23 protein-coding genes are annotated in these 18,073 nt (G+C 47.6%); 15 read left to right on the top strand and 8 right to left on the bottom strand.

The features are described 5' to 3' along the window. Positions 1-28: 28 nt before the first annotated feature. The gene (locus tag IEW74_RS10300) at positions 29-796 is read right to left on the bottom strand and encodes a PhoH family protein (protein WP_188664479.1); all 768 of its coding nucleotides are present in this window, start codon (positions 794-796) and stop codon (positions 29-31) included. A gap of 399 nt (positions 797-1,195) precedes the next feature. Between IEW74_RS10300 and IEW74_RS10295 the strand changes: the two genes are divergently transcribed. The 4 genes from IEW74_RS10295 (at position 1,196) to folD (ending at position 3,313) form a co-directional block, all read left to right on the top strand. Next, positions 1,196-1,708 (top strand): hypothetical protein, encoded by a 513-nt coding sequence (locus tag IEW74_RS10295; RefSeq protein WP_188664475.1) that lies wholly within the window; start codon positions 1,196-1,198, stop codon positions 1,706-1,708. A gap of 90 nt (positions 1,709-1,798) precedes the next feature. Continuing rightward, the gene (locus IEW74_RS10290) at positions 1,799-2,098 is read left to right on the top strand and encodes a YggT family protein (RefSeq protein WP_188664473.1); all 300 of its coding nucleotides are present in this window, start codon (positions 1,799-1,801) and stop codon (positions 2,096-2,098) included. Further along, positions 2,098-2,424: a DUF167 domain-containing protein gene (locus tag IEW74_RS10285; RefSeq protein ID WP_188664470.1), complete on the top strand. Its 327-nt coding sequence runs from the start codon at positions 2,098-2,100 to the stop codon at positions 2,422-2,424. The genes IEW74_RS10290 and IEW74_RS10285 overlap by 1 nt, the downstream gene beginning before the upstream one ends. Continuing rightward, positions 2,417-3,313: a bifunctional methylenetetrahydrofolate dehydrogenase/methenyltetrahydrofolate cyclohydrolase FolD gene (gene folD / locus IEW74_RS10280; RefSeq protein WP_188664468.1), complete on the top strand. Its 897-nt coding sequence runs from the start codon at positions 2,417-2,419 to the stop codon at positions 3,311-3,313. The genes IEW74_RS10285 and folD overlap by 8 nt, the downstream gene beginning before the upstream one ends. Positions 3,314-3,372: 59 nt before the next feature. Here folD and IEW74_RS10275 read toward each other — a convergent pair whose 3' ends face one another. Next, positions 3,373-3,537, bottom strand: coding sequence for a YqaE/Pmp3 family membrane protein (locus IEW74_RS10275; protein ID WP_188664465.1), 165 nt, complete (start codon positions 3,535-3,537; stop codon positions 3,373-3,375). Positions 3,538-3,706: 169 nt separating this feature from the next. Here IEW74_RS10275 and IEW74_RS10270 point away from each other — a divergent pair, with 169 nt between their 5' ends. From IEW74_RS10270 to IEW74_RS10250, 5 genes are all read left to right on the top strand, one after another. Further along, complete coding sequence (locus tag IEW74_RS10270; RefSeq protein WP_188664462.1) at positions 3,707-4,381, top strand: response regulator; 675 nt, start codon at positions 3,707-3,709, stop codon at positions 4,379-4,381. Beyond that, positions 4,365-5,699, top strand: a complete 1,335-nt coding sequence (locus IEW74_RS10265) for an ATP-binding protein (RefSeq protein WP_188664459.1) — start codon at positions 4,365-4,367, stop codon at positions 5,697-5,699. Before IEW74_RS10270 ends, IEW74_RS10265 begins: the two co-directional genes overlap by 17 nt. 70 nt (positions 5,700-5,769) lie before the next feature. Further along, the gene (locus tag IEW74_RS10260) at positions 5,770-7,701 is read left to right on the top strand and encodes an LTA synthase family protein (RefSeq protein ID WP_188664456.1); all 1,932 of its coding nucleotides are present in this window, start codon (positions 5,770-5,772) and stop codon (positions 7,699-7,701) included. Positions 7,702-7,715: 14 nt separating this feature from the next. Further along, the gene (locus IEW74_RS10255; RefSeq protein ID WP_188664454.1) at positions 7,716-8,225 is read left to right on the top strand and encodes an EndoU domain-containing protein; all 510 of its coding nucleotides are present in this window, start codon (positions 7,716-7,718) and stop codon (positions 8,223-8,225) included. Positions 8,226-8,238: 13 nt separating this feature from the next. Continuing rightward, entirely contained in the window at positions 8,239-8,532 is a 294-nt protein-coding gene (locus IEW74_RS10250; RefSeq protein ID WP_188664451.1) for a hypothetical protein, read from the top strand. Here the strand turns inward: IEW74_RS10250 and IEW74_RS10245 are convergent. Beyond that, positions 8,529-9,341 carry an aminotransferase class IV gene (locus IEW74_RS10245; protein WP_188664448.1) on the bottom strand — a complete coding sequence of 271 codons (813 nt, stop codon included), beginning with the start codon at positions 9,339-9,341 and terminating at the stop codon, positions 8,529-8,531. The two genes, IEW74_RS10250 and IEW74_RS10245, sit on opposite strands and share 4 nt — an antisense overlap. Next, positions 9,338-9,913, bottom strand: coding sequence for an anthranilate synthase component II (locus IEW74_RS10240; RefSeq protein ID WP_188664443.1), 576 nt, complete (start codon positions 9,911-9,913; stop codon positions 9,338-9,340). The genes IEW74_RS10245 and IEW74_RS10240 overlap by 4 nt, the downstream gene beginning before the upstream one ends. A 73-nt stretch (positions 9,914-9,986) precedes the next feature. On the opposite strand from IEW74_RS10240, the gene IEW74_RS10235 reads away from it, so the two are divergent. The 6 genes from IEW74_RS10235 to IEW74_RS10210 all read left to right on the top strand — a co-directional run bounded on the left by IEW74_RS10235 (position 9,987) and on the right by IEW74_RS10210 (position 14,657). Then, entirely contained in the window at positions 9,987-10,442 is a 456-nt protein-coding gene (locus IEW74_RS10235; protein WP_188664441.1) for an ankyrin repeat domain-containing protein, read from the top strand. A 313-nt stretch (positions 10,443-10,755) separates the two neighbouring features. Next, the gene (locus IEW74_RS10230) at positions 10,756-11,874 is read left to right on the top strand and encodes a cytochrome b/b6 domain-containing protein (protein WP_188664438.1); all 1,119 of its coding nucleotides are present in this window, start codon (positions 10,756-10,758) and stop codon (positions 11,872-11,874) included. After that, on the top strand, positions 11,871-12,287 hold the full coding sequence (locus tag IEW74_RS10225; protein WP_188664436.1) for a DUF1924 domain-containing protein: 417 nt from the start codon (positions 11,871-11,873) through the stop codon (positions 12,285-12,287). Before IEW74_RS10230 ends, IEW74_RS10225 begins: the two co-directional genes overlap by 4 nt. A 24-nt stretch (positions 12,288-12,311) precedes the next feature. Further along, positions 12,312-12,785, top strand: a complete 474-nt coding sequence (locus tag IEW74_RS10220; protein WP_188664435.1) for a diheme cytochrome c — start codon at positions 12,312-12,314, stop codon at positions 12,783-12,785. A gap of 54 nt (positions 12,786-12,839) precedes the next feature. Next, complete coding sequence (locus IEW74_RS10215; protein WP_188664433.1) at positions 12,840-13,352, top strand: helix-turn-helix transcriptional regulator; 513 nt, start codon at positions 12,840-12,842, stop codon at positions 13,350-13,352. Between the two features lie 27 nt (positions 13,353-13,379). Next, entirely contained in the window at positions 13,380-14,657 is a 1,278-nt protein-coding gene (locus tag IEW74_RS10210) for an adenylate/guanylate cyclase domain-containing protein (RefSeq protein WP_188664431.1), read from the top strand. Positions 14,658-14,733: 76 nt separating this feature from the next. On the opposite strand, the gene cysK is transcribed toward IEW74_RS10210, so the two are convergent. The 4 genes from cysK to coaBC all read right to left on the bottom strand — a co-directional run bounded on the left by cysK (position 14,734) and on the right by coaBC (position 17,996). After that, positions 14,734-15,711 carry a cysteine synthase A gene (gene cysK, locus IEW74_RS10205; RefSeq protein WP_188664429.1) on the bottom strand — a complete coding sequence of 326 codons (978 nt, stop codon included), beginning with the start codon at positions 15,709-15,711 and terminating at the stop codon, positions 14,734-14,736. Positions 15,712-15,841: 130 nt separating this feature from the next. Further along, complete coding sequence (locus tag IEW74_RS10200; RefSeq protein ID WP_188664427.1) at positions 15,842-16,297, bottom strand: RrF2 family transcriptional regulator; 456 nt, start codon at positions 16,295-16,297, stop codon at positions 15,842-15,844. A 28-nt stretch (positions 16,298-16,325) separates the two neighbouring features. Next, on the bottom strand, positions 16,326-16,787 hold the full coding sequence (gene dut / locus IEW74_RS10195; RefSeq protein ID WP_188664425.1) for a dUTP diphosphatase: 462 nt from the start codon (positions 16,785-16,787) through the stop codon (positions 16,326-16,328). A 3-nt stretch (positions 16,788-16,790) separates the two neighbouring features. Continuing rightward, complete coding sequence (coaBC, locus tag IEW74_RS10190; RefSeq protein ID WP_229734311.1) at positions 16,791-17,996, bottom strand: bifunctional phosphopantothenoylcysteine decarboxylase/phosphopantothenate--cysteine ligase CoaBC; 1,206 nt, start codon at positions 17,994-17,996, stop codon at positions 16,791-16,793. Between the last annotated feature and the right edge of the window lie 77 nt (positions 17,997-18,073).

The raw sequence follows: 18,073 nt of genomic DNA, 5'->3' as shown, positions 1-18,073 counted from the left end.
TTCAAACTGTTGGAAAAGGATCGGTCGGTTAAACAACGCTCAGGATACTGGCAACCAATGGGTGACGCACAATATCGGGGTCTTTCAGGCGGATCGTTGCAACATCTTCGAGTTGTTCCAGCTTATCAGCGATGTCTTTCAGGCCGGAAATACCGGGTAACAGATCACTTTGGTCCGGGTCGCCGGTTAAAACCATTGTGGAATTCCAACCCAGTCGGGTAATGAGCATTTTAATCTGACCGTAGGTGCAGTTTTGTGCCTCGTCAATCACGACAAAGGCGTTATTGAGTGTGCGTCCGCGCATATAACCGACAGGGGCAAGCTCAATTGTGCCATTGCCCATCATTGCTTTGAGCCGTTTACTACCAAGACGGTCGGTCAGCGCATCGTAAAGCGGGCGCAGGTAAGGTGCGAGCTTCTCTTCCATATCACCGGGCAGGTAGCCGATACTTTCACCAGCCTCAACAGCCGGACGAGACAGGATGATGCGTTCTATTTTTCCGGCGTCCAAGGCTTCGACGGCCTTGGCAACGGCAAGATAGGTTTTGCCGGTACCTGCCGGACCAAGGGCGACAACCATGTGGCGTTCATCAATGGCTTGCATCAGTTGGGCTTGGTTGTCGCTTCTGGGGCGAACATTTTTAACGTATTTTTGATCCCTCGGAGAATTGGGCTGGTGGGAACCGAGCGGGTCCCATGCTTTTTTGGTCATTTCCTGCTCTCTTTGATGGTCGTCGAAGAATAAAGCTCTGACATCGGCATCGACTTTGGCGGATTTACGTACGTGTTTACCCATGTGTCTCTCCTAACAGCTTGGATAATGCCCATAAAAAAACCTCACACAAGGCGTGCAAGGCGAAAGGCATTTTTGACGTGGAATGTCCAGAATGGAAAGAGTGTCAGTCGGACCCGGCGACAACGCAGCGTCCAGAAAATCTGGCGGTGCCGTTTTGTGATCGGTTGATATAGACAACCTGAGAAGCTGCATATGCATCTCCTTGAATCCGTCTGTAATAGAGGGATTCTAACGTGCGACTCGGCAAATTCCTAATGGTTTTTTCGCTTGTCAAAAAATTATAATAAAAAGAATCACTTATTCTTTCGTATAGGTTGATTGTTCGGGGGAAACACTTCCCATTGTGGGGATATTGGATTAAATATGACATTGTCAGGTTAATTTGGAAAGGACCATAGAATGAAGAAAATACTGGCGGGTATGGCAACTTTGCTGGGTCTGGTGGCCTGTGGCGAGGATGCCCCCTATGGATCCATAGAAAAATTTTCCGCACGCGAAAGTATGGAACCGTACTTTTTTACGGCCACCTCGCGCGGGCCGCTTTTGGTGGATATACATGGTTCTTACCCCGGTTTTGAAGGGACAGAGGTTGTAAACGCCATTACCAAGGGGATGGAACGCGGCATGCAAACACGCCCGTTTAAGGCAACAACCCGCATGGAAGAGGCAGAATCACCAGCCTATCGTGTGATTTGGGTGATTGCGCCACCAAAAAATTATAATGCCAATCGGATATGTAAAGGCGACATCCCGCAAAGTGTGCCCGGCGATAAGGCAACGTTTGCAATCGTCTTTTGTGTGGATGATGAAGTCTATCGTAATATGTCCGGTTGGATGCATAAGGATTTTGATGCCACTTCGGAACATTTTACGAAATTTGTCGGTGTGGTGACGCGCGATTTGTTTAAATAGATCGTGCAGAGATAAAAACGCAGACTTGCGCATATGGGCGGCTCGGTATAGGGTTTGCCCAAATGTAATAGGATATTTAAAGGGATCTTGATGGACGTTGTACTCGTACCCCTGTTTCAAGTGCTTCTGGCAATTTTGAATATATATGAACTGATCGTGGTTGTGACGGTTGTGATGAGTTGGTTGTTCCATTTCAATGTCATTAACTACAGCAATCAGTTTGTTCGGATCGTATGGGATATCTGTTCCAAGTTGACGGAACCGCTGTTGTCGCGTATTCGTCAGTTCTTGCCGGATATGGGCGGAATTGACCTTTCGCCGATCGTTTTGTTGTTGGTTGTTTTTTTCCTGCAAAGCGTTGTTCAGCAATTGATGTTTAAACTGGTTTAATGGTCGGCGTTTTCTTTAACGAAGTGAGCGATGGCCTTCAGTTACGTTTAAAACTGACACCGAAGGCAAAGAAAACGGCGATCAATGCGATTATGGAAGAGGCGGACGGGACGGTCGTCCTGAAGCTGTCCGTAACGGCAGCGCCGGAAAAAGGGAAAGCCAATGCCGCCTTGATCAAATTTTTGAGCAAGGAATGGAAATTGGCGAAATCGGATATGGAACTCACCGCCGGAGAACTGTCCCGGCACAAAACGTTGTTGTTGAAAGGCGAGCCAAGCGTCTTGAAACAACGCCTTATAGATTGGATGAAGCAGAACAATGTCTGACGCAAAAATCATTGATGGTAAAGCCTTTGCACAAAATGTGCGCAAACGTGTCGCCAAACAGGTGGAAGAGCTGAAACACTACGAAAACCTGACCCCCGGTCTGGCGGTTGTTTTGGTGGGCGAGGACCCTGCAAGTCAGGTCTATGTGCGCAACAAGGTGAAGCAAACCGAAGAATGCGGCATGAAGTCGCTGGAATATCGCCGTGATCCCGATATTTCCGAACAGGAACTTCTGACCTTGGTGCAAAGCCTGAACGAAAACCCCGAAGTTCACGGTATCTTGGTTCAGTTGCCCCTGCCCAAACATATCAGCGAAGAAAAAGTGATTGAAGCCATTGCCCCGGAAAAAGACGTAGATGGCTTTCATGTGATCAACACAGGATTGCTGGCAACCGGGTCCAAGGATGCGATGGTTCCTTGTACACCGCTGGGCTGTTTGATGATGTTGAAAGATTATTTCGGTGGCTCATTGTCCGGTAAGCGCGCTGTTGTTGTCGGGCGTTCTAATATCGTCGGCAAACCGATGGGTGCCTTGTTGTTGAATGAAAGCTGTACGGTAACGACCGTTCATTCGCGCACGGTTGATATTGAAGAAGAATGCCGCCGTGCCGACATTCTGGTTGCGGCTGTTGGTCGTGCGAAAATGATCAAGGCAGACTGGGTCAAGCCGGGTGCGGCGGTGATTGATGTGGGCATCAACCGTATTGAAACCCCGGACGGCAAGACCAAACTGGTTGGTGATGTGGATTTTGACGAAGTTGTCGAAGTTGCCGGTGCCATTACACCGGTTCCGGGCGGGGTTGGCCCCATGACAATCGCGTGTCTGTTGGCCAATACGGTTACAGCGGCATGCCGTCAAAATAAGATCGACGAACCCAAAGTCGATTAAGTCTAAATCAATGTGAAAAAAAGCGGCTGACCTGATTTCAGGGTGCCGCTTTTTTTATGTTAACCTTTCTTTTTAACCACCAGCCACAAGGCATGGATCATGCCGGGGAAGAAGAAAAGCAGGGTTAAAATAAGGTTCAGCCAAAAATGCAAGCCAATACCGACCGTCAGAAATGCGGCCAGCGGCGGAATGAAAATGGCGATAATAATGCGAAGAATGTCCATGTAACGGCCTTTGTGTTCTTATCTTTTTCGATAAAGGGAATGTTGCAGGCAGAACTGACTTTTGCAAGTCCATAATTTATTTTTGACGCTTCATTTTTAAAAAAGGAAAGCAGATGTGCTGGTTTATAGCGACTATTTGACGTTATAGTGTGCCGGAGGAGCAAAAAGAGTGCGTGTTTTACTTGTAGAAGATGAAAAAGGTCTTGGGCAGGCGATCAAAGAACATGTTGCCGATGAAGGCCACGCTGTTGATTGGTTTATGACCCTTGCCGATGCGTCTACCAGTCTTGCCACGACACCATATGATCTTATTTTGCTGGACCTTATGTTACCCGATGGACGAGGGATTGATTTTTTAAAAAACCTTCGACGATCTGGGGGGCAGGTTGGCGTGATTATTCTGACGGCGCTGGATCAAATTTCTGATCGTATTGCAGGATTGAATGCCGGGGCAGATGATTATTTGGTAAAACCTTTTGATCTGGGTGAACTCAGTGCCCGGATAACAGCCATGCAACGTCGTTTGAATATGACGGGGCCAGTTGCATTGGAAATAGGGGAACTTTCCATCGAGATTGACCATAAACTGATTTCACGTTGTGGGCAGGCAATTGATTTGAGCGCAAGGGAGTGGGCCGTTCTGGAAAGGTTACTCCGTAAAAAAGATGCCATTGTTTCCAAAGTGCAAATTGAAAATTGCCTGTATGAATATGGTGCGGAAGTCGAAAGCAATACTGTTGAAGTCTATATCAGTCGTTTACGTAAAAAAATTGGAAAAAAATATATCGAAACACTGCGCGGTGTCGGATATCGCTTCAAAGTGACAGATGATGAAATCAAATAGCCTTAAGAAAAAGCTGATTTTATATATAACGCTGAGCGTCACTCTGATGTGGTTGATTGCAACAGGGGTATCCGTTTCAATTTTATTTCAGGAAATGGCGGAGACATTTGACAGTTCTTTGGAAAAAACAGCGCAACGCTTGTTGCCTTTTGCGGTTGCACAGCTTCAGCAGAAAAATGAGGACGGTTCCGTAGAATACGATGTTGCGTCCCTTCCTGATCAAGATGACGAATATTTGCGCTATCAAGTCCGTGATGTAAATGGAAACGTTCTTTTGCGTTCTGACAATGCACCATTGACGCCGTTTTTGATTGGGTTGACGCCGGGTTTTGCAGATACACCCGATTACCGTTTTTATACAAAAACCACTCCGGACAAACAGATATTTGTTCAAGTTGCTGAACCCAAGGAAGAACGCTGGGAAGCAATTGTTGATAGCGTTAAGGGGCTGTTATTTCCTATTCTATTGCTTGTTCCGCTGGTGGGGCTGATTGTGTTTTGGGTGGTTGATAAAATTTTGGCCCCTTTGATTTTGTTGGATCGCGAAATTAACCAGCGCGATGCGGGCAATTTGGTGCCCTTTCAAGATCATGACCAGCCGCAGGAACTTTTATCTATTCTCCATTCTTTAAACGCCCTTATGATCCGCATCCAAAAAGCGATTGTGGCTGAGCGGGAATTTGCATCCAATAGTGCACACGAATTAAGAACGCCGATAGCAACCAGTCTTGCCCAAACACAGCGTTTAATGGCAACAAGCCCAGATGTTAAGACCCAAAAACGTGCGCAGGAAATCGAGTCCAGCCTTAAACGTCTGCAAAGGTTATCTGAAAAATTACACCAATTATCGCGTGCGGATGCTTCTGTTTTGCGAACAGGGGACAGATCACAGGTCTATCCTATTCTGTTGATGTTAATCGATGAAATAAAACAGGGAAGCAATAAGGCACGTTCCATTGAAATCATTGAGGATAAAACAGTTGATCTGTTTTGGCCTGTGGATATGGATGCAACGGCTATTATTTTACGGAACCTGCTGGAAAATGCCTTGCGTCATGGGGCGCGCGATATACCGATCGTGATTTTTTGCGATGATGAGAACGCGCTTCATATTCAAAATGATTGTGATGTTTTAGCGCCTGAGAAATTGGATATTTTGACACATCGTTTTGAGAGAGCTAGCTCACAAGCTGATGGATCTGGTTTGGGATTGGCAATTGTCGATGCGTTTATCAAAAATAGTGCAGGGCATTTAGACCTCTTTTCACCAAGGATAGGGCATGCCAGCGGTTTTGAAGTTGTTGTAAAATTTGAATAGCATTCAGCTTGCTGTCAGGTAGATTGATCACAATGCCTCCAAATTTTACTTTAATTTGGAAGAATTGGGCATGCACAATCAAGACAGCCGTAATCACGCCATTCATTTCTGGATTGCGTGTTTTGTTATTTTTACTTTAGTGAACGCAGTTGTTCGTTGCGTTTTGGTGGGCATATCTGTGCCACAAGCCCAATATGTCAGCATGCAAACGATAGCGGCCCTGTTGATGGGGGCTGTGAATGATGTTGCGATTGGTGCGCTCTTAAGCTTCGTTTTTTTTGTTGGATTGCATCTTTTGAAAAACTTCTGGAATAGAATTGTCGGTAAAACGATTGCGATTGCTCTATTCCTTTCGACCTTAATCGTGTTGAATTTTACCGCATTGGCAGAGGTTATCTTTTGGAATGAATTTGATAGCCGTTTCAACACCACAGCGGTTTATTATCTGATTTTCCCGCGTGAAGTTTTGGGGAATATCAAGGAATCATTTGATCTATCGCTTTTATTACCGCCGGTTTTTGTCGGGGCGATTGTCCTGTTTTTCTTAATGAGGCGGAAGTTTTTTGCCGCCCTGAATGACAAGGCTTCTTTAGCGCAAGTGAAGAAGCCCGTTTTGCTGGCTGGTATGTTGGCGGTGGTGTCCGCGCTTTATATCTGGATGACACCAGTTTATTCTTTTGAAAGTCGTCAGCTTAATCAAATTGCGGAGTCTGGTTATTATACTTTTCTCGCCTCGTTGATCCACCGTAAAACCGAATATCACGGGATTTACCCCGGTTTGGCTTCAAATGAAGCGCAGCAAACCTTGCAATCGACACTCGTGCAGCAGAACACGGTATTTTTATCGCAAGAAAAAACCGAAAAACCAACTTTGCGTCATGTTACACCCGTGCGCCCCGTGCAAAAAAAGAACGTAGTACTGGTGATCGAAGAATCATTTGGGTCTGTCTATTACGATGATATGGGGCCGAAGGTTGCGCAAACCGTTTCGCCAAATTTCCATAAAATTGCGGAACAGGGCATGTTCTTCAGTAACATCTATAGTACGGGTGATCGCACGGTTCGGGGGTTGGAGGCCCTGTTGACATCCTTTGCACCGATCCCCGGCATTTCAACAGTGCGACGACCTGAACATGATCAGATGTATTCTTTGCCGTGGGTTTTGGGTAACAAGGGGTACGAGACGGCTTTTCTTTATGCAGGGCATTCCGGTTTTGACAATATGCGTCAATATTGGGACAGCATTGGTTTCCATCACGTATGGGAACAAGATGATATTAAAGATCAAGGGTTTACAACGGTTTGGGGTGTTGCAGACGAATATTTGTTTAAAGAAGCCCTGAAACGAATGGATGAGCATACCAAAAAGGATAAACCGTTTTTTTTAAGCCTGCTGACCACGACCAATCACCGACCATTTGTTTATCCCAAGGGACGTATTCAGGCAAACCCGGATGATAAGCAACGTGAAAATGCAGCTGCCTATGCCGATTGGTCTTTGGGGCAGTTTATTGAAAAAGCGAAAAGTCATGATTGGTTTGATGAGACTATTTTTGTGATTATTGGTGATCATGGCCCTAAAGTTTTTGGCCACGAAACAGTGCCCATACAAGCCTTTCGCGTGCCTTTGGTTTTTTACGCGCCGGGCGAAATTGTGCCGTCTCGGCATAACGTAACCGGTTCCAGTCTGGATGTTGCGCCGACATTACTGGGCTTGCTGGGTCTTGAATATGACAGCCCATTTTTTGGCCGGGATTTGCAACTCGTTGAAGCAGATGATGGACGGGCAAGCATGTCTTACAATTTCACGATTGCTTATGCACAGAATGATGAAGTAACCATCTTAAAACCGAATGGACCGAGCGAAGCTTACCGTATTTCCAAGGATCATCTCAGCCTGAAACGTGAAGACCATGTGCCGTTGGAACTTGAACGCAAGGCCATTGCACAAACACAAACAGCGTATGATATGTTCTATTCTCATAACTATCACTTTAATTGATATCGGAGGGGATTATGAAAAGAAGCCTTGTTGGCCTTGTGGCATGCTTATTGGTTGTTATTGGCTTTTCTGCGGCGTTTGCGGATAGTTGCAGTGTTGTCAATCATACGGTTTGGAGTAACACCACACCGAAATTAAATTTAACTCATGTTTTTGAAGGCGAGATTAATAAAAAAGGTAAAGCGGTAGGGTTTCATTCCCGTTTCGACAGTAAGGATCCGGCAGGGGCCCGTGTTGTAAAGGTGACAGCCGGTCCGAACGCAAAGGGGCTTTATACGGCGGATATTGAGGTCTGTAATGGACATAGCTGGAAGGGGAAATTCAGCTCTTTCTTCCCGGATGCGATGAACCAGCAGCAGGTGATGGATTTGATTTTAAAGGCGCATCAGGCCGCAGGTAATCCGATGAGCGGAAAATGGGGGGCGACAGTGGACGGCATCACCGTTAACGGGTATATGTGTCCGGATAATTCCCAAACCTGTCCGAAAGGCGCGATTAACACCGCCTATCCGGTCTATAACTAAATCAAGGTGGCGTATGAAACTTTATCGTGACGAACAAAATATTCCGCGCGTTGAGGCGAAGCCGGAATTCGCCGTTTTGGCAGAATTTTTGGAAGACGATATTCAAAGCGATAAAGTTTCCGCCATTGAATTGCTGAATTTTCTGGAAAAGAAAAAAGGCGAACGGGTTGGTAATGCGTTTTGCGCAACATTTGATGATCAAAATGTGACGATTGAATGCTTGTTCGACGACAGCAAGGTGCAATCTTATACGCGCAATATTTTCTTTCAGGCGGTTGAAGCCTGGATCGTTTTTATCAACGATTAAAGGTTCGCGCGGAGTTTTTCTGTCCAAACCTGATTGGGGATTTGCAACCCGTCGATTTGATGAACGGGACGAATGCCGACCAATGAATTGGTGAGAAAGGCTTCGTTACAGGTTTGAATAATTCCTACACCCATTGAGGTTTCGTGTGTGTTTAACCCAAGTTTTCGCGCCGTTTGCAAGACATGGGCCCGCATAACACCGGGCAGGCAACCGTCATCAATGCGCGGTGTGTAAAGCGCATTATTTTTGATAAAGAAAATATTGCTGACACTGCCTTCGGCAATATGCCCTTGTGTATTTAAAAGCAAGGCTTCGTCCGCGCCTTTTGCCACGGCTTCGCGCAGGGCAAAAATATTATCAAGGTAATTGAGGCTTTTGATCCGGCTGGTGGGGTTGAATTCGTTGCGCCGGATGGTGACCAAGGCCAGTTTTGCACTGGGGAAATGGTCCGGTACGTCACTGGCACTGAGCAAGACCTGCGGTGTTATTTCCAAAGGCGGCAGCAGTCCGCGCGGGCCGCTGCCCCGGCTGATGGTCAGGCGCAAGGCGGCCCGTTTGTCTTTGAGTTGGCAGGCCGTTAAAACATCATCAATTGCCTTGCGGATTTCATCTGTATTGTAGGGAAGGGGGATATCCATGATATGCGCACTTTCGTGCAAGCGGGTCATATGCGCGTCAAAATGTGTGACTTGCCCGTGTTGGGCCAGCATGGTTTCAAAAAAACCATCACCGAGGGTAAATCCACGGTCCGTTGCTTTGATCGCGACACCGTCCAGTGGCAATAAGTCGCCGTTAAACCAGGCAATCATGGCATAATCCCCGCAAGTTTGAGAAAGTTTTTCAACAGGTCGTGACCTTGTTCCGTCAGGATAGATTCCGGGTGAAACTGTACCCCCCATATCGGGCGTGTTTTGTGGGAAATGGCCATGATTTCCCCATCTTCGCTGGTCGCATCAATAATCAAATCACTTTGTTTTGGAATATCGATGCTGAGGGAATGATAACGTCCAACGATCAGTGGATTAGCAAGGCCATCAAACAGGCCTGTGTTGTTATGTGTAATCCGGCTGGGTTTCCCATGAACAGGTTTTCCAGCGCGTTGTACGCGTGCTCCACAGGCTTGGGCAATGACTTGGTGACCCAGACAAACGCCCAACATGGGAATGTTTTTTTGATAGGAATTGACGAGGTTCAAGGAAATGCCGGCCTCATTCGGGCCACATGGTCCCGGTGAAAGAACGATGGCTTGCGGGTCCAGTTCTGCGATTTCGTCCAGCGAGATTTCGTCATTGCGTACAACGCGGGTATCTTCGTGAAGCTCGCGAAAATAGCGCGATAGATTATAGACGAAAGAATCGTAATTATCGATCAGCAGAAGCATCGGTTTCTTTCATTCGGATAAGACGCTATAAAGGCGTTGTATATCATTTTTTAAAAAGGCAGTGGATACGAAAATGCTTAAGCGCGTCTCAATTTTTTTAATCTTTATAATCGGTCTGACGATTGTCATGGCAAATATCTACAAGGATGCCGGATTGCATGTTGCTGCCCATTTTGGTCAATATGATCAGGTGATGGAGCTGTTAAAAGATCCGAACATCAATGTGGATGAACGCGATAAATTTGGTGGAACGGTTTTAAATGCCGCCATTTGGCAGGACGATATCCGTATCATCAAGGCCTTGGTTGAGTATGGGTTTGATATCAATGCACGTGGTACCGAAACCGGTTTTACCCCCTTGCATGATGCTGTTAAAGCCGAAAATAAAGAGGCATTGATTTATCTGCTGGAACAAGGTGCGGACCCGCACATTAAAGATAATCAGAATATGGATGCGATGGAATTTGCCCGTGAAGAAGAGGCAACCAAATACATAGCCATTCTGGAACCTTATTATAACGCGAAATAAATTAGATCATGTCTTTTTAAATTTGAATGATGTGTCATGCTCTAAATTCTTGATTTTACGCAAATGCGTTGTCGCGATCTAAAAAGATTGCTCGGGATTTGCTCTTGTTTCCCGCCACGTCCCATTGGGGCGTGTTTAAAGCGCCACCCTTGATAAATGAAGGGTTGGCGCTTTTTTTATGCGCAAAAAACGTTTAAAAACAATCATAAACTAAAGTCATAGAACACCCAAATATGGATTGGGTTGATTGTGCAGTGTGGGAAATGGGGCCACGTTGAGGCCACGAAACACAAATTGCACAAGGAGATGAGCCATGGCGCTCATTGAACAAAATAAGATGCCGAAAGAAGGCGCCGTTATATGGGATTTCCCTTTACGGTTTTTTCATTGGGCGATGGTGGGGGTGGTCGCCATTGCGGCCTTGACAGGATATCTGTTTGAAGGCTGGTGGCTCAACATTCATGTTTATGCAGGGTATGCGTTGTTGTGCCTGTTGCTCTTTCGTCTCGTCTGGGGATTTATGGGCAGTTATTACAGCCGATTTCATCATTTCCCCTTGGCCCGTGGCGAGGTCATTGCACATATCAAAAGCCTGTTGAAAGGGCGATCAAAAGAGTATGTCGGGCATAACCCGGTTGGGGCATGGATGATTGTTATTCTGCTCTCGACGCTGGTTCTTTTGGTCTTAAGTGGCCTTTTCGTTTGGGGTGGGCAGGAAAATAGTGGCCCGTTGGCCTCCGTTGCCAGTTACGGTATCGGTAAAGCCAGTGAAGAAGTTCACGAAGTTCTGGCGGGCCTGTTGATGGCAGCAATTGCTTTTCACGTTGGCGGTGTGCTGGTTGAAAATTTTATTTTCAAGCATCCTTTGATCAAGGCGATGATTACCGGGCGAAAAGAAGGTGCGATTGCACAAGGTCAAGTGCGTGTTGCGCATTCCGTGTTGGGGATCGGCCTGTTTGTTGCGATTGTCTGCGGTGTTGCCCTTTGGGTGAATGCGGCGCAAGGCCCTCGTTTTATCGGGGCACAAAATGCGACCTATACACAGGAATGCGGGGATTGCCATCTGGCTTATCATCCGAGTATGCGCACAGGCGATAGCTGGCAAAAAATGCTGTTGAGTTTGGAAAACCACTATGGCGAGGATGCCAGCCTGACACCTAAAAAGCGTGCGGAAATCTTGGCTTACCTGCAAGAAAACAATGCAACCACCTTTGATACCAAGGTGGCCCATAAAATTGGACGGATTGAAACGGCTTCCCTGCGCATGACCGATACGCGTTATTGGCAAAAGAAACATGATGATTTCAAACCCGCAACTTTCACCCATGCAGAAATCGGATCAAAGGTGAACTGTAATGCCTGCCATCAGGATGCTGCCGATGGACGTTTCAGTGAAAGTGCAATCAAATTACCGAAAGGCGTTAAAAAATGAGAAAGATGATTTTCACCCTGTTGGGCGTAGGTGCCTTGCTTGGAACCAGTTATGCGGCACAGGCCAATTCTGTGTTGATCCTCGAAGGCTATCAGGCGCAAGCTCAAATGGATGACCCAGCCTTTCGTGAGTTTTCTGCAGAACGTGGACAAGAATTCTTTTCACAAAACCATACGGGTGGCAAACCGCAGACCCCGTCTTGCACAACGTGCCATACAGCAGACCCGAGTGGTGCGGGACAGACACGGGCGGGCAAAACGATTGCCCCTTTGGCAATTTCCAAAACACCGGATCGATATAGCGATTTTGAAAAAGTGGAAAAATGGTTTCGTCGCAATTGTACCAGCGTGTTGGGACGGACCTGTTCCGCCCGTGAAAAAGGTGACTTCATCACCTTTATGAAAACGCGTTGAATTTTTTAGAACAAGGAGTGAGATATGTTGAAAGTGAAAGCCCTTTTATGGGGCGGTGTCTTTATGATGTCGCAGTTTTCGGTCGCAATGGCGGATGAACGTTATCGCCCGATCGATAACCCGGTTGTCGAAAAGGAATGCGGATCCTGTCATATGGCGTTTCAACCGCAAATGATGCCGAAACGATCTTGGGAGAAAATCATGGATGGTTTGGATGATCATTTTGGCGAAGATGCAAGCTTAAGCGCGGATGTCAGCCAGGAAATCCGGGATTATCTGGTTGCCAATGCGGCTGATGCCGGTTGGTGGAGCGGTAAATTCATGCGCGGTATAAAAGAGGGAGATGCACCAATGCGTATTACCGAGATGCCTTATTGGGTCCGTGAACACAGAAAGGAAGTTCCGGCACGGGCATGGGATGACCCGAAAGTTAAAACAAAAGCCAACTGTCAAGCCTGTCACCGAGATGCCAAGCGCGGCTATTATGATGACGACTGAGTGAAAGCGCAGTATCATATTAGAGATTGGTAGGAAATAAACTGAAATGGCGCTATGAAACCGAATAACAATAAATTCGAAGTCCGTTCACTCATTTTTTCTTTTATTGTGATCAGTATTTGCGAAGCCTTCTTCCTTTTGGATGTTTTTGCCGATTTCTTTCGGTTGAATATTGATACGCTTTGGATTGAACACGAACAGATAGAATTGTTTTCAACCCTCACACTGGGGTTGTCGATGATCGTTATTGCAACTCAGATTGTGAGATTATTGAGACAAAACCGTCAGGCCCAGGATACGATTGATGTAGCATCAGGGGAACTTTGGGGGGTCATTCAGCGCCATTTCGATATGTGGAAGTTTTCCCCATCCGAACGCGAAGTGGCCCTTCTTTTAATCAAAGGCATGTCCACTCAGGAAATTGCCGATATCCGCGATACCAAGATCGGCACAGTCAAAAGCCAGACCAGTGCCATATATCAAAAAGCAGGTGTGAAAGGGCGCAATGAACTTGTCGCCTATTTTGTGGAAGACCTGTTGGCCGGCGAACGTATGTTTGAGCCGTAAATCAGAAAATATGGGGGGAGAGAAAAGTTGAGTCAGAAAGATGTTTCGTTCGAAGCGCCTTATCCCTTGCAATTGCGTTTTCGGAAAATCGTTTTACCAGTCTTGTTGTTTTTAACCCTTGTCATTGGGTTTTTAATGAGCAATGGCAGCACATGGCTGATCCAGAAAATCTATCTGGAAATTTCTGAAAACAGAGCCGGGATTATTGACCGTGCTTTGCAAGGCGAAGACCGAATTGCCTGGAATGATCTTCAAGTAAGCGATAATCCGTGGGACGTTTTTAAGAACGATAAGGGCCGCCACCTTCTTGACTCTTTGCGCGGCGAGGTTCAGGAACTGGGGTTATCTCATTTAAAAATATACGGTCAAGGTGGGTTGTTGCTTTATTCCAGCGAAGAAGACCGGATCGGCGAATTTGATCTCAGCGCAGGTTATCTGTCTGCGTTGAACGGGCAACGCAACCTGATTGAAAAACAGGGGAAAGATGGCACAAAACTTTATGAACTTTATGTGCGTGTGCCGGACAATACCAATAATATCGTGATGGAACTGTATGAGCCGGTGAATTATCTGGATGCCATTTCGATGGAAGTCATTATCCCGGCGACGATTGTACCCGTTGCAGTTTTGATTTTATTGGGTTTTGGCATGAATACGTTGGTTGGGCGCGCGCAAAAGGATATTAATTACCGGACCGATTTGCTGGGTGAATTTCGCATGCGCCTTCAGGAACTCTTATCGGATGAGGCCGTCCACACCTTGCGCGCGGCAACAGGAAAAGGGGCGCTGACGTCCAAGCGGGTCAGGGCAACAATTTTATTTTCGGATATTCGGGGGTTTACAGATTTTTGTGAAAATGAAACCCCGGAACGTGTCGTGGAGTTCCTCAATCAATCTCTGGGGCTGGTGATTGATGCCGTGCGCCAACAGGGCGGCGATGTGGATAAAATGATTGGTGATGCGGTTCTGGCGCATTTTCAAGGCGATGATGCCGCTGATCGTGCGTTAAAGGCGGCCCAGGAAGCGTTGCGACAAATCAAAAACGCCAAGTTAGCCAAACAAACCGGGATCGGTATCTATAGCGGTGATGTTGTTATTGGGACGATCGGGGCGGCAAACCGGAAAGATTTTACCGTCATTGGCGATAGTGTCAATGTGGCGTCCCGTTTGTGTTCTGCTGCAAAAGGCGGGGAGATTGTGATCGACCAAAAAAGTCTGGCAAGTTGCGACTTCAAGGGCACAAGCCATTTGGAAACGATCAACGTCAAAGGCCGCAAAGATCCGTTGAATATCGCACGTCTGTAGAGTGTAGCAACGTTTCCCAGCAAAAAGGCCCGTCCCATATATGAGACGGGCCTTTTTATGTTTGTGGGCGTTTTGATTAGTCGCCGACGATACCGTCAAACAAAGCAGTAGAGAGGTAACGTTCTGCAAAGGACGGCAGAATAACCACGATGTTTTTACCGACCATATCGTCACGTTGACCCAGTTCCAAGGCAGCCGCAAGGGCTGCGCCGGAAGAAATGCCAACGGGAACGCCGTCTGTTGCAGCGACTTCGCGCGCGATTTGAAAAGCGGTTTCGTTGCCAATTTTCAAGATCTCGTCAATCAGTCCGGTATTAAGGATATCGGGGATAAAGCCTGCGCCAATCCCTTGAATTTTGTGCGGACCGGGCACGCCACCGGATAAAACCGGGCTGTCTTCGGGCTCAACAGCAACCAGTTTGATATTCGGGTTTTTCTCTTTTAAGGCTGCACCGGTTCCGGTGATGGTTCCGCCTGTACCGACACCTGAGACCAGAACGTCAACTTTGCCATCCGTATCCGTCCAGATTTCATGGGCGGTTGTGCGTTTATGAATAGCCGGGTTTGCCGCGTTTTTAAATTGTTGCGGCATGAAGGCATCGGGCAATTCCTTGACCAGTTCTTCTGCGCGGGCAATGGCACCGGACATGCCTTTTGCGGCCGGTGTCAGTTCCAGCTCCGCCCCCAGAAGGGCCAACATTTTGCGGCGTTCTTTGGACATGCTTTCCGGCATGGTCAGGATCAAACGGTACCCGCGAGAGGCACATACAAACGCCAGCGCAATACCCGTGTTCCCAGACGTTGGTTCAACCAGAACAGTCCCTTCCTTGATTTTACCTGCGGCCTCTGCCGCTTCGATCATGGCAAAACCGATCCGGTCTTTGACCGAGTTCAACGGGTTGAAGAACTCACATTTGCCGAGGATATTTGCCTTGACGTTATGGGCTTTGGCGAGACCGGACAGTTTCACCAGCGGCGTAGCACCAATGGTATCGATAATGCTATCGTAGATTTTACCACGGGTCGGGGCATCGGATGCGAATTGCTCAGACATGTTGACTCTCTTTGTTCGGTTATATTCCACTATCTAAATGTATGGTGTTGGCAAGCGGGCTTGTCAACTCAAAGATAGTTTTAAACTGTAAAATTACCAGTATCACAAAATAATTATGTGTATTGAATAATCAGATGGTGAAGTCCAAATTTTGACGGCCTTCGCTCACAAGCCCGGCGAGGTTTGCGCGTGTACACAGGTCATCAATACTGACTTCATCCAGTTGTTTCATCAGTTCTTCCTGCATTTCCATCCAGACCGGACGCACAACCTTGTGGCCGAGTTCGGAACCTGCGGGATCATTGAGGGGATCGTCCGCCGTTTCCATCTTTCGAACGATACGAACAATTTCACCAACCGTGATCCGGCGGCGTTCCCGGGCGAGACGGTATCCGCCACGTGGGCCACGTACGCCAACCAGAATTCCTTCACGGACCAGTTGCTGCAGGCCTTGTTCCAAATAACGCCGTGGAATACCCTGACGGCGGGTAATTTCCCGGCTTTGGACCGGCTGACCACCGCTGTGGTAGGCGATATCCAATACAGCCTCGATCGCAAATAACATTTTCTTAGACAAACGTAACATCCTACTTTTTCCGCTTAAATATTATAGTTTATTTGTTGTTCAGCCCCGTAGAGCCAAAACCGCCGCTTCCTCTTTGTGTGTCGGGAAGTGTGTCGGTTTTCTCCCATGTAATGGCGGTAACGGGTGCGACGACCATTTGTGCAATACGCATACCGCGCTCTATGACAAAATCGTCATCCCCTAGATTGATTAAAATAACGCCGACCTCACCACGATAATCGGCATCAATTGTGCCGGGCGCGTTGGCAACCGTGACCCCGTTTTTGGCGGCAAGGCCGGAACGCGGTCGTACTTGAGCCTCGTACCCTGCGGGAAGGGCGATACTGAGGCCGGTGGGCACAATTGCGCGTTTCCCAACCGGCAAAATCAGCGTGTCGTCAATGGCAGCCAAAAGGTCCATACCGGCAGCATGTTCGGTTGCGTAATGGGGCAGGGCCAAGTCGGCGCCATGAGGAAGCTGAACGACATTGACCTTTACTACATGATCCATTTGTTAATCTTCTTTCAAATAATCTGCAATTTTTGCGGCAAGACGTTTGGCTACCTCTTTTTTAGACAGAGTTGGCCAGTCTTCGCATTGATTTCTCGCAATGACGTGGACCTTATTTTCATTTCCACCAAATGTCCCTGTAGATGGGGAGACATCATTGGCAACGATCCAGTCACATTGTTTGCGTATCCGTTTAGCACTTGCGTATTCACGAATATTTTGTGTTTCGGCGGCAAACCCGACAACCAGTTTGGGGCGTTGATCGCCGGCTTGGGACAGGGTGGCTAAAATATCCGGGTTTTCTGTGAGCTTCAGTTCGGGAATTTGGCCCGATCCGTCCTTTTTCAGCTTTTGACCGGCTTCGTTATCCACCCGCCAATCGGCAACGGCGGCGGCGCAAACCGCAATATCGGCAGGCAGGGCGTTCTGGCAGGCGACGAGCATATCGCGTGCGGACTCGATCTCGACCAGCTTGACCCCATTGGGGGCTTCAAGGCGGGTTGGTCCGCTGACAAGGGTGACTTCACAGCCCAGTTTTGCCAGTTCTGCAGCAATGGCATGGCCTTGTTTACCGGAGGAACGATTGGCAATGTAGCGTACCGGATCAATCGGTTCATGGGTTGGACCGGAGGTTACAATGGCTTTTTTACCGAAAAGGGGACCCGTCTTGAACAGGCGGCGTTTTACGGCCGCAACGATGTCCAGCGGATCCACCATGCGACCCAGACCATATTCCCCACAGGCCATATCACCTTCATCAGGGCCGATCATTTCCACACCGCGTCCGGTTAAAGTGTCCACGTTTGCCTGTGTCGCCGGATGATCCCACATACGCACATTCATGGCCGGGGCCATCAGGACAGGTTTGTCCGTTGCCAGCAGCGTTGTGGAGGCCAGATCATTGGCCAGACCCTGTGCGGCTTTTGCCATTATGTCAGCGGTTGCCGGGGCAACGACGACCAAATCGGCGCTACGCGAAAGCTGGATATGACCCATTTCCGATTCTTCATCCAGATCGAACAGCTCTTCATAGACTTTATCGTTGGAAACAGCGGCCAATGCCAAAGGAGTCACAAATTCCTTGGCGGCACGGGTCAGGATACAACGTACGTCGATGTGTTGTTCGCGCAGTCGGCGAACCAGTTCTGGCGTTTTATAAGCGGCGATTCCACCAGTAACGATCAGGAGTATGCTTTTGTTCTTATACACGATGTGTTCCCATGCGAATTACGCGCAAAATTTGTACATAACCTAGTCACAAGGACGTAATGGCGCAAGGAAATATG

It is taken from the genome of Terasakiella brassicae (assembly GCF_014641495.1).
GTDB classification, from domain to species: Bacteria; Pseudomonadota; Alphaproteobacteria; order Rhodospirillales; family Terasakiellaceae; genus Terasakiella; species Terasakiella brassicae.
The sequence above is the reverse complement of the archived record's forward strand: the minus strand, read 5'-3'. Positions and strand labels throughout refer to the sequence as shown.